Origin of the sequence: Streptomyces sp. NPDC024017, assembly GCF_040638895.1 — a bacterium.
Lineage (GTDB): Bacteria > Actinomycetota > Actinomycetes > Streptomycetales > Streptomycetaceae > Streptomyces.
Map to the genome: position 1 here is coordinate 206,898 of NZ_JBEZYZ010000008.1, position 15,338 is coordinate 222,235.

General features: G+C 71.8%; 12 protein-coding genes. 10 read left to right on the forward strand and 2 right to left on the reverse strand.

The genetic code is table 11. The features are described 5' to 3' along the window. Positions 1-46: 46 nt before the first annotated feature. Positions 47-4,075 carry a bifunctional nitrate reductase/sulfite reductase flavoprotein subunit alpha gene (locus AB0G20_RS22970; protein WP_361305365.1) on the reverse strand — a complete coding sequence of 1,343 codons (4,029 nt, stop codon included), beginning with the start codon at positions 4,073-4,075 and terminating at the stop codon, positions 47-49. A gap of 194 nt (positions 4,076-4,269) precedes the next feature. Here AB0G20_RS22970 and AB0G20_RS22975 point away from each other — a divergent pair, with 194 nt between their 5' ends. From AB0G20_RS22975 to AB0G20_RS22990, 4 genes are all read left to right on the forward strand, one after another. Continuing rightward, positions 4,270-4,665, forward strand: a complete 396-nt coding sequence (locus tag AB0G20_RS22975) for a cell division protein SepF (protein WP_031134653.1) — start codon at positions 4,270-4,272, stop codon at positions 4,663-4,665. 72 nt (positions 4,666-4,737) lie between these two features. Further along, positions 4,738-5,871, forward strand: coding sequence for an ATP-binding protein (locus AB0G20_RS22980; protein ID WP_361305368.1), 1,134 nt, complete (start codon positions 4,738-4,740; stop codon positions 5,869-5,871). Continuing rightward, positions 5,864-6,187 (forward strand): nucleotide pyrophosphohydrolase, encoded by a 324-nt coding sequence (locus AB0G20_RS22985; protein WP_361305370.1) that lies wholly within the window; start codon positions 5,864-5,866, stop codon positions 6,185-6,187. Before AB0G20_RS22980 ends, AB0G20_RS22985 begins: the two co-directional genes overlap by 8 nt. A gap of 198 nt (positions 6,188-6,385) precedes the next feature. Then, positions 6,386-6,856: a DUF6099 family protein gene (locus tag AB0G20_RS22990; protein WP_361305372.1), complete on the forward strand. Its 471-nt coding sequence runs from the start codon at positions 6,386-6,388 to the stop codon at positions 6,854-6,856. 94 nt (positions 6,857-6,950) lie between these two features. Here the strand turns inward: AB0G20_RS22990 and AB0G20_RS22995 are convergent, their stop codons facing one another. Further along, entirely contained in the window at positions 6,951-7,124 is a 174-nt protein-coding gene (locus AB0G20_RS22995; protein ID WP_361305374.1) for a hypothetical protein, read from the reverse strand. 265 nt (positions 7,125-7,389) lie between these two features. On the opposite strand from AB0G20_RS22995, the gene AB0G20_RS23000 reads away from it, so the two are divergent. The 6 genes from AB0G20_RS23000 to argF all read left to right on the forward strand — a co-directional run bounded on the left by AB0G20_RS23000 (position 7,390) and on the right by argF (position 15,276). Then, a complete protein-coding gene (locus AB0G20_RS23000) occupies positions 7,390-8,313 on the forward strand; it encodes an LLM class F420-dependent oxidoreductase (RefSeq protein WP_361305376.1) in 924 nt (307 codons plus the stop codon). Positions 8,314-8,471: 158 nt separating this feature from the next. Beyond that, a complete protein-coding gene (locus AB0G20_RS23005) occupies positions 8,472-9,935 on the forward strand; it encodes a 3' terminal RNA ribose 2'-O-methyltransferase Hen1 (RefSeq protein WP_361305378.1) in 1,464 nt (487 codons plus the stop codon). After that, a complete protein-coding gene (locus AB0G20_RS23010; RefSeq protein ID WP_361305380.1) occupies positions 9,932-12,472 on the forward strand; it encodes a polynucleotide kinase-phosphatase in 2,541 nt (846 codons plus the stop codon). Before AB0G20_RS23005 ends, AB0G20_RS23010 begins: the two co-directional genes overlap by 4 nt. 115 nt (positions 12,473-12,587) lie before the next feature. Then, positions 12,588-12,836, forward strand: a complete 249-nt coding sequence (locus tag AB0G20_RS23015; RefSeq protein ID WP_361305382.1) for a hypothetical protein — start codon at positions 12,588-12,590, stop codon at positions 12,834-12,836. A 100-nt stretch (positions 12,837-12,936) separates the two neighbouring features. Next, positions 12,937-14,160 carry an arginine deiminase gene (locus AB0G20_RS23020; protein WP_361305384.1) on the forward strand — a complete coding sequence of 408 codons (1,224 nt, stop codon included), beginning with the start codon at positions 12,937-12,939 and terminating at the stop codon, positions 14,158-14,160. 108 nt (positions 14,161-14,268) lie between these two features. Continuing rightward, the gene (gene argF, locus AB0G20_RS23025) at positions 14,269-15,276 is read left to right on the forward strand and encodes an ornithine carbamoyltransferase (RefSeq protein WP_361305386.1); all 1,008 of its coding nucleotides are present in this window, start codon (positions 14,269-14,271) and stop codon (positions 15,274-15,276) included. The last annotated feature ends 62 nt before the right edge of the window (positions 15,277-15,338 follow it).

The window sequence follows — 15,338 nt, forward strand, 5'->3', positions numbered from 1 at the left end:
CGGACGGAGGTGAAGAGTCCGGTGTGAGGCGAGTGAGGCCCGGCGCTCAGTACACGTCCCGCATGTACCGCTTGTCCGCCGCGAGCTGCTTCACATAGGCGGCGGCCTCGGCCTCGCCCAGCCCGCCGTGCGCCATCGCGATGTCCCTCAGTGCCCGGTCCACGTCCTTCGCCATCCGGGAGGCGTCGCCGCAGACGTAGAAGCGGGCCCCGTCGCGCAGCCAGTGCCACAGCTCCGGCCCGTGCTCGCGCATCCGGTCCTGCACGTACACCTTGTTGCGCTGGTCCCGGGAGAAGGCGGTGTCCAGCCGGGTGAGGGTGCCCTCGTCGAGCAGCGCCGTCAGTTCGTCCTCGTAGTAGAAGTCCGTCGCCCGGTGCTGCTCCCCGAAGAACAGCCAGTTGGGGGCGCGGTGGCCGAGCGCCCGTCGTTCCTCGAGGAAGCCGACGAAGGGCGCCACGCCCGTGCCCGGGCCGACCATGACCATCGGCGTCGAGGCGTCGGCCGGCGGCCGGAAGTGCGGCGAGCGCTGCACGTACACCGGTACCTCCGTGTCCGGTTCGGCGTCCGCGAGGAACGGCGAGCAGACGCCGCCACGCGCCCGGCCGTGCAAATTCTCGTACCGCACCACGGACACCGTCAGCGACACCCGGTGCGGATCGGCCAGCGGGCTGGACGATATGGAGTACAGCCGCGGCTGGAGCCTGCGCAGCACCCCCGCCCACTCCTCGGCGCTCGCCCGCACCGCGTACTCGGCGAGCACGTCCACGGCCTGCCGCCCCCAGCTCCACTGCGCCAGCCCGTCCTTGTTGTCCGGCCGCAGCAGCCTGCGCAACTCGTGCTTGTCCCGGGCGCGTTCGGCGACGAAGCGCAGCAGATCGGGGGTGATCCGGGTGATGTCGAGATGCCGGTGCAGGGCTTCGCCGAACGGCACCTCACCGACACCGTCGACCGTCACGGCCGACCCGGCGTCCACCCCGGTCACCGCCAGCCACTCCTCCACGAGGGCGGGTGCGTTGACCGGCCGCACGCCGAGCGCGTCCCCGGCCTCGTACGCCAGGTCCGTCCCGCTCGTGTCGAAGGTGAACCGCCGGACCTCCTTGCCGGCACCCGCCCGGCTGAGCAGCCGGTTGCCGACCAGCCGGGCGGTGGTGACGGGCTTGGACCTCGTCCTGGGCTTCTCGGCCGGGACGGCCGACCTCTCACCCAGTGCCGACAGCACCTGGTCGAGCCATTCCCCGGCGGACGGCTCGAAGTCCGGCTCGCAGTCCGTACGCGGGGTCAGGCGTACCCCGCCCAGCTCGTCGAGCCGCGCGTCCAGCCGTCGTCCGTGCCCGCAGAAGTCGTCGTACGAGGAGTCGCCGAAGGCCAGCACGGCGTACCGCACCCCGTCCAGCCGCGGGGCCCGCTCGCCGGAGAGCGAGTCCCAGAAGCCGGAGCCGTTGTCGGGCGCGTCGCCGTCCCCGAAGGTGCTGGTGATGAACAGCAGGTCCGCCGTCCGGGCGAGCGTCCCGACGTCGGCGTCGTCCATGCCGACGAGGGTCGTACGGTGCCCCGTCGAGGTCAGCCGCTCGGCGGTGGCGGTCGCGAACTCCTCCGCGTTCCCGGTCTGCGAGGCCCACAGCACGACGACCTCACGGCCGGGCCGGTCCTGCGTCTCGGCCGCCCCGGTCCGCGAGTACATGCCGGCCAGGACCCCGTTCACCCACAGCGCGTGCTCGGGGGCGAAGGGCGCGTCGGGCGGCAGCACCGGGACACCGCCGACGGTGCCGGAGCCGAGCCCGGCGAGGAAGCCGGTGAGGTACCGGCGTTCCTGGGCGGAGAGCACCGGGGGAGGGGAGGGCTCGATGCCGAAGGGGTTCGCGGTGCCCGGGGTGACGGCGGTGGGGGTCAGCGCCTCGGACGGTTCCGCCGGCACAGGGGCCCCCACCTTCGCCAGCGACACCGCGCACACCTTGAACTCCGGCTGGAACGACAGCGGATCCACCGCGTCGCTCGTCACCGCGTTGATGCTCAGGTACTCGCCGAACAGGTCGTTCCAGTGGAACGGAGCGAAGCAGCCGCCGGGCCGCACCCGGTCCGTCACCACCGCCGGCAGCACGGCCCGCCCGCGCCGGGAGGCCACCTCGACGAGGTCGCCGTCGGCGACGTCGAGCGCCGAGGCGTCCGCGGGGTGGAGCTCCACGAACGGCCCGGGATTCAGCTTGGTGAGCTTGGCGACCTTCCCGGTCTTGGTGAGCGTGTGCCACTGGTGCTGGACCCGCCCGGTGTTGAGCACGAACGGATAGTCGTCGTCCGGCATCTCGGCGGCGGGCAGATGCGGCCGGGCGAAGAAGACGGCCCGCCCGGAAGCCGTCGGGAAACGCAGCCCGTCGTCACCGACGTACCGGATGGGATTGCGCTCGGGCCCGTCCTCCCGCGCCGCAGGCCACTGCACGGGCGTCTCGCGCAGCCGCTCGTAGGACACCCCGCGCAGGTCCCACCCGGTCTTCGGGTTCCAGAACCGCCGGATCTCCTCGAAGACCTGCTCGGCGCTGTCGTAGGAGAACCCCTTCTCGTACCCCATCGCGCACGCCACCTCCGCGATGATCCGCCAGTCGGCCATCGCCTCCCCGGGCGGGTCCGCGGCGGCCCGGGTCAGGGTGAGGTTGCGCTCGCTGTTGACGAAGACGCCCTCCGCCTCGGTCCACATCGCGCCCGGCAGGACGACATCGGCGTACGCGTTCGTCTCGGTGTCCGTGAACACGTCCTGCGTGACGACGAACTCGGCGGCCTCAAGACCCTCGATGACCGTCCGGCGATTGGCGACCGAGGCGACCGGGTTGGTGCAGATGATCCAGCAGGCCTTGATCTCCCCGTCGGCCATCTGCCGGAACATCTCGACGGTGCCCTGCCCGACCCCGTCGGCCCGCAGCTTCCCGGGCGGCAGCTCCCACACCTCCTCGGTGAACGCCCGCTCCTCGTCGACGAGTACCGACCGCTGTCCCGGCAGCCCCGGGCCCATGTAGCCCATCTCGCGCCCGCCCATGGCGTTGGGCTGCCCGGTCAGGGAGAACGGCCCGGCGCCCGGACGGCAGATCGCTCCCGTCGCCAGATGCAGGTTGACCAGGGCGTTGGTGTTCCAGGTGCCGTGCGTGGACTGGTTCAGGCCCATGGTCCAGCAGCTCATCCACCGCTTGCCCGCCGCGCCGATCAGCCGGGCGGCCGTCCGCAGGTCGTCCTCCGCGATCCCGGTGATCTCCGCGACCGCGGCCGGGGCGTAGTCGGAGAGGAACCCGGGCAGGGCCTCCCAGCCCTCGGTATGGGCGGCGACGAACTCCGGGTCGGTGTGCCCGTCCTCGTGCAGCAGATGCAGCAGACCGTTCAGCAACGCGAGGTCGGTCCCCGGCCTGACCTGCAGGAACAGATCGGCCTTGGCGGCGGTCGCGGTCCGCCGCGGATCGACGACGATCAGCTTGGCGCCCGCCTTGACCCGCTCCATCATCCGCAGGAAGAGGATCGGATGGCAGTCGGCCATGTTCGACCCGATGACGAGAAAGGCGTCCGCCTGATCGAAGTCCTCGTACGACCCGGGCGGGCCGTCCGCACCCAGCGACAGCTTGTAGCCGGTGCCCGCACTCGCCATGCACAGCCGCGAGTTCGACTCGATCCGGTTCGTCCCCACGAACCCCTTGGCCAGCTTGTTCGCCAGATACTGCGCCTCCAGGCTCATCTGCCCGGAGACGTAGAAGGCGACCGCGTCCGGCCCGTGCTCGTCGACGATCGCCCGCAGCCGCGCGGCGGTCTCGGCGATCGCGTCGGCCACGGGCGCCGGGACCGCCTCCTCGCCCCGTTCGCCGCGCACCAGCGCGCCGGTCAGCCGCCCGGGCGCGGCGAGCATGTCGGCCGTGGTCGCGCCCTTGGTGCACAGCCGCCCCGCGTTCGCCGGGTGCGCCTTGTCGCCGGACGCCTTGAAAATCTTGCGTCGGCCGTCCGGACCCGCACCGACGTCGAGCACGAGGCCGCAGCCCACACCGCAGTACGAGCAGACGGTGCGCACCTGCTGCGTCTCCTGCCGGGTTCCGGGGGTCGTGGTCATGCCGTAGACGGTACGAAACGCCCGTTACGCCACTGTCACACGGCTTGATCATCAGGGGTTACGCCCGTCACACAGCCGCCTTCCGGACGTTGTGAGGTGCATTGAGGTCGCGGAGCGTGTCGCTGTTGGGCCGAACGGGTGACTCTGCGCAAGAATTGCCCGATGCAGACAGCGAGCGCCAGCCAGGACGGAGCATGCCGGTGAACAGCCACGATGTCACCGACGAACAGTGGGAGGGGCTCGCCCAGGTCGTGCCGCTGCGGGGCCGGGACGCCTGGCCGTCCTCCGTGGGCCACCGCTCCATACCCGAGGCCGAGACGGAGACCCGCCGCCGTTTCGTCGTCCTGCGCGTGAACGTCTTCGCCGACGCCCGTGACGTCGCCGAGCGGCTGATGGCGGGCGTCCCCGTCCTCCTCGACCTCACCGGCGCGGAGACGGAGGTCGCCAAGCGGGTCCTCGACTTCAGCACGGGCGTGGTCTTCGGCCTGGCGAGCGGGATGCACCGGGTGGACCGCAACGTGTTCCTGCTGACGCCGGCCGGAACCGAGGTGACGGGGCTGATGGAAGGGGCGGGGCTTCCCGGGGTGTGACCGTAGCTCGATCGTAGGAAGCCCCCGGAGACGGAACGGTTCGTCCTGCCGACGGAGCCCTACCGTCCGGATATGACCCAGCCCGCCCTCCCCGAGCGCCCCTGCATCACCGAACTGCGCCTGGCCGCCTTCACCACCCACCGCCGCGCCGCGTTCCCGCTCGGGCCCCTCACCCTCCTCGCCGGCCCCAGCGGCTGCGGCAAGACCAGCGCACTGCGGGCGTACGAGGCCCTCGCCCGGCTCGGGGGCGGCGCCGAGCTCGGTGAGGCGTTCCCCGACCCCGTCGCCTGCGTGCCGGAACGGGCCCGGCCCGACGCGCAGCGCCGCCGCGGGTTCCGCATCGGCTGCACGGCCGACGGCCCCGCCGGCCCGGTCCGTCTCGACGTGGCCGTACAGGCCGAGCCCGAACTGCGCGTGGTGGGCGAGCGGTTGACGGCCGACGGACTGGTCCTCCTGGAGACCGCCCTGCGCGATCCGGGCAAGCGTGCCGTGCAGGCCGCCTGGCACACGGCCGGGCCGACGCCGGTGACCCGCGGCCCGCTCCCGGACGACCGGCTCGGCACCGCCCTGCTGCCGCTGCGCGTCGCCGGCAAGACATCCGGGCAGCGCAGGGTGCTGGCGGCCGCCGAGCAGATGGTCGTCGCCCTGCGCTCGGCCTTCGCCTGCGACCCCGAACCCGCCCGCATGCGCGGCCCCGTGCCGGCCGGCTCCGGCCGTCTCCTGGGCGGCTGCGGCAACCTCGCCGACGTGCTCTGGCGCACCCGCGCGGAGTGCGGGCGGCGGCATGCGCAGTTCGTCGCGGCGGTGCGGGCGGGGTGCGCGGGGCCGGTGACGGACGTGCTCGCCCGGCCGGCCGGCGCCGGAACGGTCACCGCGGCCGTGGACCGGGGCGACGGATTCTGCACGGACCTCGGGCGGCTCGGCCACGGCGAACTCCGCTACCTGGCCTTCGCGTTGGTGCTGCTCACCGGACCCGGTGTGCTGGAGGTCGACCCGGCCGGCGAGGTGCCCGCCGCGCTCCAGACGCTCACGGTCCTCGCCGACGGCTTCGACCGGGGCCTGGACCCACGGCAACGGCGGGAACTGCTGAGCCTCGCGGCCCGGATGTGCGAGCGGGGGCACATCCGGCTGGTCGGCGCGGTCAGCGACGGCTCCTGGGCCGCCGGGACGGAGGGAGCCACGGTGGTACACCTGGACCGTGACTGATCCCCTGGACGTGGCCGGACTGCAACGTCGCCTGGCCGATTTCGCGGCGGCGCGGAACTGGCAGCAGTACCACACCCCCAAGAACCTGGCCGCCGCCCTCAGCGTCGAGGCGTCCGAACTGGTGGAGATCTTCCAGTGGCTGACGCCCGAGGAGTCGGCCCGGGTCATGGCCGACCCGGACACCGCCCACCGCGTCACCGACGAGGTCGCCGACGTGCTCGCGTATCTGCTCCAGCTGTGCGAGGTGCTCGGCATCGACCCGCTGGCCGCACTGGAGGCGAAGATCGACCGGAACGAGCGGAGGTTCCCGATCTAGCGGCACCGTCTCATCGCTCAGAACGAAGAAGTCCGCTTGTACACTGCGTAATCAAATCGCGGCTCGAATCCGAATCGTTGTCCGCAATTTTCCACCTTCCTCTGGCTTTTCGTCTCACACCCCTTCACTCTGGGTAGTGAACAAGGGAGTGCGGGCAGACGGACGCGCGCAGCGCGTCGGACAAGACGGGGGCAGCGCATGGACGCGGTGCGGCTCATCGTGACGAGCAGGCGGTCCCTGGCGGCGGGCGGCGACGCGCGGGAGACCCTGGCCGAGGTGTGGCAGGCGCAGGCCCTCGCGCAAGCCATAGGAAGCCGCCTGGCGGTCGCCGGACCACCCGAACTGCGCGGCGAGGCACTGGGGTTGACGGAGCTGGCGGGCCGGGGCTGCGGTGTCCTCGACCCGCCGGAACTGGCCCCCGGTGAGCTGCGGGCGGGCCAGCTCACCGAGTTGGGCGACGCCCGCCACACCCTGATGCACCTCGGCGGCCTCCTCGGCGAGGTCGGCATCGCCCTCGTCGCCCTGGCCAGCGCAGCCGGCGACGAGGGCACGTACTGGCAGTGCATGGAGGCCATCGACGCGGCGGACGAGTCCCGCGACCGCGTCCTGGAAATGCTCCGCAGACTCGCGGACCGGGAACAGACGGTGCCGGAGCGGGAGGCGGGGTAGGGCCGGTCCTGGGGGCCCGCCGTGTGGATCACGCCGCAGACGCGGGGACGGCAGGCCGCAGTCGATTCCCTGCGACCTGATCCGGACGACAGCCCTAACCCGCCTGCCCTTCCTCCATGACCTTGCGTTCGGCATCCCCCGCCGCCTGAAGGTCCGCGTCCAAGGCCGACAGGTCCGCGTTCAACGCCGCCATCAGCTCCTCCATCTGCTGCAACAGCCCTTTCGGCTGCCCGGTCCCGCCCTGCTGCGGCACGGTCTCTTCGGACATGACGGCCTCCTCGGCCCCTGGCCCCCGGGGAGGCCGACGCGGGTGACGCCCCGGCGGTCCACCCCCCCGGTGCGGAAGCCGGGGGCTCCGGCTCCGCCCGAGCCAACGATCACCATCGGGGCCGGTCACTGGCCCGGTCGCCCGGGCCCCGCGGTATTGACGTAATTTCACCCGACCGGGGACCGGCCGGTACGGGGGACCGATGGACCGGCCGGTATGGGGGACCGATCCCGTGCTCGCACACCCCGGCGTGCAGGATGGAAACATGGATCTTCGCATCTTCACCGAGCCCCAGCAGGGGGCCACCTACGACACTCTGCTCGCCGTCGCCAAGGCCACCGAGGACCTCGGCTTCGACGCCTTCTTCCGTTCCGACCACTACCTCCGCATGGGCAACGTGGACGGCATGCCCGGCCCCACCGACGCCTGGGTCACCCTGGCCGGACTCGCCCGCGAGACCAAGCGCATCCGGCTCGGCACCCTGATGACCGCCGGCACCTTCCGGCTGCCCGGCGTGCTGGCCATCCAGGTCGCCCAGGTCGACCAGATGTCCGGCGGCCGGGTCGAGCTCGGCCTCGGCGCCGGCTGGTTCGAGGAGGAGCACAAGGCCTACGGCATCCCCTTCCCCAAGGAGAAGTTCGCCCGCCTCGAGGAGCAGCTGGAGATCGTCACCGGCCTGTGGGCGACGGCCCCCGGCAAGACCTTCGACTTCCACGGCACCTACTACGACCTCACGGACTCTCCCGCCCTGCCCAAGCCGGCCCAGGAGAAGATCCCCGTACTCGTCGGCGGCCACGGCCCGGCCCGCACCCCGCGGCTGGCCGCCAAGTACGCCGACGAGTTCAACATGCCGTTCGCCTCCGTCGAGGACAGCGCGCGCCAGTTCGCCCGGGTACGCGCCGCCGCCGAGGAGGCGGGCCGCAGCGGCGACGACCTGACGTACTCCAACGCCCTCGTCGTCTGCGTCGGCCGCGACGACCAGGAGGTCGCCCGCCGGGCCGCCGCGATCGGGCGCGAGGTGGACGAGTTGAAGCTCAACGGCCTGGCCGGATCCCCCGCCGAGGTCGTCGACAAGATCGGCCGCTACGCCGAGACCGGCTCCCGCCGCATCTACCTCCAGGTCCTCGACCTCGACGACCTGGACCACCTGGAGCTGATCTCCGCGCAGGTGCAGTCGCAGCTGTCGTAGGCGGGCCCGCCCGGCAGCCCTCGTTAAACGAAGGCGCTGGTGGGCACAGGTGTGCGAAGCTGTGGGCGTCGTCCTGCCGAGCCCCCAGGATCACCCGTCCTGGGGGCTCTCGCACGTACGGCACCGAAAACATCCACCCAGCCGGAGAGGCCCTCCGCATGTTCCTGACGATCAGTACCACCGGCACCCCAGAGCGCCCCGCCACCGACCTCGGCTACCTGCTGCACAAGCATCCCGACAAGGCGCAGGCGTTCTCCACCTCCTACGGCACGGCCCACGTCCTCTACCCCGAGGCGGACGCCGGGCGCTGCACGGCGGCGCTGCTGCTGGAGGTCGACGCGGTGGCACTGGTCAGGCGCGGCAAGGGCAAGGGCCGCGGCGGCGCCCCCGACGCGGCACTCGCGCAGTACGTCAACGACCGTCCCTACGCGGCCTCCTCCCTGCTCGCCGTGGCGCTGAGCAGCGTGTTCTCCAGCGCGATGAAGGGCGTCTGCAACGCCCGGCCGGAACTCCCCGGCCAGACCAGGCCGCTGCGCGTCGAGGTGCCCGCACTGCCCGCCCGCGGTGGCCCCGACCTCGTACGTAAGCTCTTCGAGCCGCTCGGCTGGACCGTCACCGCCGAGCCCGTGCCGCTCGACACCGAGTTCCCCGACTGGGGCGACTCGCGGTACGTGAGCCTCGTCCTGGAATCGGACACGCTCACCGTCGCCGAGGCCCTGCGTCACCTCTACGTCCTGCTCCCCGTCCTGGACGACGCCAAGCACTACTGGGTCGCCCCCGACGAGGTCGACAAGCTGCTGCGCGTGGGCGAGGGCTGGCTGCCCGGCCACCCCGAGCAGCGGCTGATCACCAGCCGCTACCTGTCGCGCCGCTGGTCGCTGACCCGGCAGGCCACCGAGCGCCTGGAACTGGTGCGGCTCGCCGAGACCGACGACAGCGAGGTCGAGGAGATCGACAACGCGGTCGAGGCGGAGACCGAGGCCGAGGAGAAGCCGACCCCGCTGGCCGTGCAGCGCCGCGAGGCGATCGTCACGGCGCTGAGGCAGTCCAAAGCCGCCCGGGTCCTCGATCTCGGCTGCGGACAGGGCCAGTTGGTGCAGACGCTGCTCAAGGACCCGGCGTTCACCGAGATCGTGGGCGTGGACGTGTCGATGCGCGCGCTCACCATCGCCTCCCGGCGGCTGAAGCTGGACCGCATGGGCGAGCGGCAGGCCTCCCGCGTCCAGCTCCTCCAGGGCTCCCTCGCGTACACCGACGTCCGGCTCAAGGGCTACGACGCCGCCGTGCTCAGCGAGGTCATCGAGCACCTCGACCTGCCCCGGCTGCCCGCCCTGGAGTACGCGGTGTTCGGCTCGGCGCGCCCGAGGACGGTCCTCGTGACCACCCCGAACGTCGAGTACAACGTGCGCTGGGAGTCCCTCCCGGCCGGCCACGTCCGGCACGGCGACCACCGCTTCGAGTGGACCCGCGCGGAGTTCCGCGCCTGGGCCGAGGCGGTCGCCGAACGGCACGGCTACGGCGTCGGGTTCGAACCCGTGGGCCCCGACGACCCGGAGGTGGGGCCGCCCACCCAGATGGCCGTATTCACCCTGACCACGCCGAAGGAGGCGAAGGCGGCATGACCGACGTACAGCAGGGGCGCGTGCTGCCCGTCACCGACCTGTCCCTGGTGGTGCTGGTCGGAGCCACCGGCTCCGGCAAGTCCACCTTCACCCGCCGGCACTTCAAGCCCACCGAGGTCATCTCGTCCGACTTCTGCCGCGGTCTCGTCTCGGACGACGAGAACGACCAGAGCGCGACCAAGGACGCCTTCGACGTCCTGCACTACATCGCCGGCAAGCGCCTGGCCGCAGGTCGCCGCACGGTCGTCGACGCGACCAGCGTGCAGCCCGACTCCCGCCGCCAGCTGATCGACCTGGCCAGGCAGTACGACGTCCTGCCGATCGCGATCGTGCTCGACGTGCCCGAGGAGGTGTGCGCCGAGCGCAACGCGGCCCGCACCGACCGCGCCGACATGCCCCGCCGGGTCATCCACCGCCACACCCGCGAACTCCGCCGCTCCCTCAGGCACCTGGAGCGCGAGGGCTTCCGCAAGGTGCACATCCTGCGCGGCGTCGACGAGATCGAGCACGCCACGGTCGTCACCGAGAAGCGCTTCAACGACCTGACCCACCTCACCGGCCCGTTCGACATCATCGGCGACATCCACGGCTGCGCCGCCGAACTGGAGGCGCTGCTCGGCAAGCTGGGCTACGTCGACGGGGTCCACCCGGAGGGCCGTACGGCCGTCTTCGTCGGCGACCTGGTCGACCGCGGCCCGGACAGCCCCGGCGTGCTGCGCCGCGTGATGGCGATGGTGAAGTCCGGCAACGCGCTGTGTGTGCCCGGCAACCACGAGAACAAGTACGGCCGTTACCTGCGCGGCCGCAAGGTCCAGCACACCCACGGCCTCGCCGAGACCATCGAGCAGATGGCGGGCGAGAGCGAGGAGTTCGTCGCCGAGGTACGGGAGTTCCTCGACGGCCTGGTCAGCCACTACGTCCTCGACGGCGGCCGGCTGGTCGTCTGCCACGCCGGTCTGCCCGAGAAGTACCACGGCCGCACCTCCGGCCGGGTCCGCAGCCATGCCCTGTACGGCGACACGACCGGGGAGACCGACGAGTTCGGCCTGCCGGTGCGCTACCCGTGGGCGGAGGACTACCGGGGCCGGGCCGCCGTCGTCTACGGCCACACCCCGGTGCCGGAGGCGACCTGGCTCAACAACACCATCTGCCTGGACACCGGCGCGGTCTTCGGCGGCAAGCTCACCGCGCTGCGCTGGCCGGAGCGCGAGCTGGCCGACGTCCCGGCGGAGCAGGTCTGGTACGAGCCGGCGAAGCCGCTGCGCAGCGAGGCCCCCGGCGGGCAGGACGGCCGCCCGCTGGACCTGGCGGACGTGCGGGGCCGCAGGGTCGTGGAGACCCGGCACCAGGGCCGCGTCTCGATCCGCGAGGAGAACGCGGCCGCCGCTTTGGAGGTCATGAGCCGCTTCGCGGTGGACCCGCGCCTGCTGCCGTACCTCCCGCCGACCATGGCCCCGACGGCCACGAGTCACGTCGAGGGCTACCTGGAGCACCCTGAGGAGGCGTTCGCCCAGTACAAGGACGACGGTGTCGCGCGGGTCGTGTGCGAGGAGAAGCACATGGGCTCGCGGGCCGTGGCCCTGGTGTGCCGGGACGCGGAGGCGGCCCGCAAGCGCTTCGGCGTGGACGGCCCGACCGGGTCCCTCTACACCCGCACCGGGCGCCCCTTCCTCGACGACGCCGCCCTCACCGAGGAGATCCTCGACCGGGTGCGCACGGCGATCGGCGAGGCCGGCCTCTGGGACGAGCTGGAGACCGACTGGCTGCTGCTGGACGCCGAGTTGATGCCCTGGTCGCTGAAGGCGTCCGGGCTGCTGCGGTCGCAGTACGCCGCCGTGGGCGCCGCGTCCGGCGCGGTGCTCCCGCAGGCACTGGCCGCCCTGCAGGGCGCGGCGACGCGGGGCGTGGACGTGACCGGCCTCCTGTCCCGCACCGGTGAACGCGCCACCGACGCGGCCGCGTTCACCGAGGCGTACCGCCGCTACTGCTGGACCACGGACGGCTTGGACGGTGTCCGCCTGGCACCGTTCCAGATACTCGCGGTGCAGGGGCGCAGCCTCACCGGGCTGCCGCACGACGAGCAGCTCGCCCTGCTCGACCGGCTCGTCGAGCACGACGGCAGCGGCCTGCTCCAGACCACCCGGCGGCTGTACGTCGACACCGCCGACCCGGAGTCGGTGCAGGCCGGCGTCGACTGGTGGCTGGAGATGACCGGCCGCGGCGGCGAGGGCATGGTCGTCAAGCCGGTCGGAGCGCTCGTCCGCGACACCCAGGGCCGCCTGGTGCAGCCCGGCATCAAGTGCCGCGGCCGCGAGTACCTGCGGATCATCTACGGCCCGGAGTACACGCGCCCGGAGAACCTCACCCGCCTGCGCTCGCGTTTCCTCAACCACAAGCGGTCCCTGGCGATCCGCGAGTACGCCCTGGGCCTGGAGGCCCTGGACCGGCTGGCCGAGGGCGAGCCGCTGTGGCGGGTGCACGAGGCGGTGTTCGGGGTGCTGGCGCTGGAGTCGGAGCCGGTCGACCCGAGGCTGTGAGCCGGAGCCCACACGATTCCGGCCAGGCTCGTCCCGCCTGGGACGCTCCTGGCCGGACGTCGCCCTTCCGTTCCCGTTCGTCCCTGGTCAACTCGCAAAGGGACGTCGGTGAGCTGTGAAGCGGCTCGAAATCCGGCTGATGTCCGCGCTCCCGCCCTCGCTCGGTCCGGCCCAGGAGCTCGTCGGACGGCCGGCTGCGGGAGGAGGTCCCTCCGGCCGCGCCGGCCCGCGCCCGCACGGCCGCCGCCCTGCACCGCACCTCGCGGGCTGGATCGTCGCCCGGGCGCTCCTCGAACCCGGGCGGGCCGCGCGCCGGATGCCGGCCCGGCCCGAGGAGCTGCTGGAGCCGTCGCCCCGGGTGTGAGCCCGGCGTGGCGCGTTTGTCGTCGGTGCGACGAGAACTGGCGGTCATGGAAACGGTCGAGGAGCGCGTCAATACGCTCTCCGATGGTCAGGATGGAGGCATGGCATACCACGTCCACTCCGAGGCCGGGCGGCTGCGCCGCGTCATCCTGCACCGGCCCGATCTCGAGCTCAAAAGGCTCACCCCCAGCAACAAGACCTCGCTGCTCTTCGACGACGTGCTGTGGGTGCGCAGGGCCCGCGCCGAGCACGACGGGTTCGCCGACGTGCTGCGCGACCGCGGTGTCGCCGTCCACCTCTTCGGTGACCTGCTGGCCGAGACGCTCGAGGTTCCGGCGGCCAGATCCCTCGTCCTGGACAGGGTCTTCGACGAGAAGGAGTACGGCCCGCTGGCCACCGACCCGCTCAGAGCCGCCTTCGAGAACCTGCCCGCGCGGGAGCTGGCCGAGGTCCTGGTCGGCGGCATGACGAAACGCGAGTTCCTCGACGTGCACCCGGAGCCGACCTCCGTGCGCTTCCACGTCATGGAACTGGACGACTTCCTGCTGGGCCCGCTGCCCAACCACCTCTTCACCCGGGACACCTCCGCCTGGATCTACGACGGCGTGTCCATCAACGCCATGCGCTGGCCCGCCCGGCAGCGCGAGACCGTGCACTTCGAGGCGATCTACCGGCATCACCCGCTCTTCCGCGACGAGACGTTCCACGAGTGGTCGGAGGGGCAGACCGACTACCCGTCCACCATCGAGGGCGGGGACGTGCTGGTCATCGGCAACGGGGCGGTGCTCATCGGCATGAGCGAGCGCACCACGCCGCAGGCGGTGGAGATGCTCGCGCACAAGCTGTTCGCCGCCGGGTCCGCCGAGACGATCGTGGCCCTCGACATGCCCAAGCGGCGTGCCTTCATGCACCTCGACACCGTGATGACGATGGTCGACGGCGACACCTTCACCCAGTACGCGGGCCTCGGCATGCTCCGCTCGTACACCATCGAGCCGGGCGTGGGCGAGAAGGAGCTGAAGGTCACCGACCATCCGCCGGAGCACATGCACCGCGCGATCGCCGCCGCGCTCGGCCTGAACGAGATCCGTGTGCTGACCGCCACGCAGGACGTGCACGCGGCGGAACGCGAGCAGTGGGACGACGGCTGCAACGTCCTCGCCGTCGAACCCGGGGTCGTGGTCGCCTACGAGCGGAACGCCACCACCAACACCCACCTGCGCAAACAGGGCATCGAGGTGATAGAGATCCCGGGCAGCGAGCTGGGCCGGGGGAGGGGCGGTCCGCGCTGCATGAGCTGCCCGGTCGAACGAGATCCGGTGTAGGAGGCCACGGGAGGTCCCCGAGAGGCCCCCGAGAAGCTCCGTATAGACATGCTGCCTTTCGTATAGTATTCCAGGAGTTCTGTGTCCCCGTATCCCTGGAGCGCCCTCATGGCGACTGTCCCGACCGCCCTCGCCGGCCGCCACCTTCTCAAGGAGCTGGACCTCACCGAGGAGGAGTTCCGCGGTCTGGTCGAGCTGGCCGCCGAGCTGAAGGCCGCCAAGAAGTCCGGGACCGAGACCCAGTACCTGCGGGGACGCAACATCGCGTTGATCTTCGAGAAGACCTCCACCCGCACCCGCTGCGCGTTCGAGGTCGCGGCCGCCGACCAGGGCGCCTCGACCACGTACCTCGACCCCTCCGGCTCACAGATCGGGCACAAGGAGTCGGTCAAGGACACCGCGCGGGTGCTGGGGAGGATGTACGACGCGATCGAGTACCGGGGCGACAGCCAGCAGAAGGTGGAGGAGCTGGCGGCGCACGCCGGTGTCCCCGTCTACAACGGGCTCACCGACGACTGGCACCCCACCCAGATGCTCGCCGACGTCCTGACCATGACCGAGCACTGCGACAAGCCGCTGACCGAGGTCGCCTTCGCCTACCTGGGCGACGCCCGCTTCAACATGGGCAACTCCTACCTGGTCACCGGCGCCCTGCTCGGCATGGACGTACGGCTCGTCGCGCCGAAGGAGTTCTGGCCGGCCGAGGAGGTCGTCGACCGGGCCCGCGCGCTCGCCGCGACCAGCGGCGCCCGCATCACGCTCACCGAGACCGTGGACGAGGGCGTCCGCGGCGCCGACTTCGTCGCCACGGACGTCTGGGTCTCCATGGGTGAGCCGAAGGAGGTCTGGGCCGAGCGCATCACCGCCCTCGCCCCGTACGCCGTGACCATGGACGTCCTGCGCGCCACCGGCAACCCGGACGTGAAGTTCCTGCACTGCCTGCCCGCCTTCCACGACCTCGGCACCAAGGTCGGCCAGGAGATCCACGCGGCGCACGGCCTGGAGTACCTGGAGGTCTCCGACGAGGTCTTCGAGTCGGCCCACTCGGCCGTCTTCGACGAGGCGGAGAACCGGATGCACACCATCAAGGCGGTCATGGTGGCAACGCTCGCCTGAACAGGCCTTATGCTGACCGGCGGCCCGGAACCACCCCTTCTCCGCGGCCGCCGCGCGACGAA

What these genes read in the sequence shown, in the direction of transcription:
- AB0G20_RS23005 (WP_361305378.1), top strand. Translation starts at nt 8,472, where the DNA reads ATGTTCCTGACGATCAGTACCACCGGCACCCCAGAGCGCCCCGCCACC.
- AB0G20_RS23000 (WP_361305376.1), top strand. Translation starts at nt 7,390, where the DNA reads ATGGATCTTCGCATCTTCACCGAGCCCCAGCAGGGGGCCACCTACGAC.
- argF (WP_361305386.1), top strand. Translation starts at nt 14,269, where the DNA reads ATGGCGACTGTCCCGACCGCCCTCGCCGGCCGCCACCTTCTCAAGGAG.
- AB0G20_RS22980 (WP_361305368.1), top strand. Translation starts at nt 4,738, where the DNA reads ATGACCCAGCCCGCCCTCCCCGAGCGCCCCTGCATCACCGAACTGCGC.
- AB0G20_RS22975 (WP_031134653.1), top strand. Translation starts at nt 4,270, where the DNA reads ATGCCGGTGAACAGCCACGATGTCACCGACGAACAGTGGGAGGGGCTC.
- AB0G20_RS22995 (WP_361305374.1), bottom strand. Translation starts at nt 7,124, where the DNA reads ATGTCCGAAGAGACCGTGCCGCAGCAGGGCGGGACCGGGCAGCCGAAA.
- AB0G20_RS23010 (WP_361305380.1), top strand. Translation starts at nt 9,932, where the DNA reads ATGACCGACGTACAGCAGGGGCGCGTGCTGCCCGTCACCGACCTGTCC.
- AB0G20_RS23020 (WP_361305384.1), top strand. Translation starts at nt 12,937, where the DNA reads ATGGCATACCACGTCCACTCCGAGGCCGGGCGGCTGCGCCGCGTCATC.
- AB0G20_RS22970 (WP_361305365.1), bottom strand. Translation starts at nt 4,075, where the DNA reads ATGACCACGACCCCCGGAACCCGGCAGGAGACGCAGCAGGTGCGCACC.
- AB0G20_RS22990 (WP_361305372.1), top strand. Translation starts at nt 6,386, where the DNA reads ATGGACGCGGTGCGGCTCATCGTGACGAGCAGGCGGTCCCTGGCGGCG.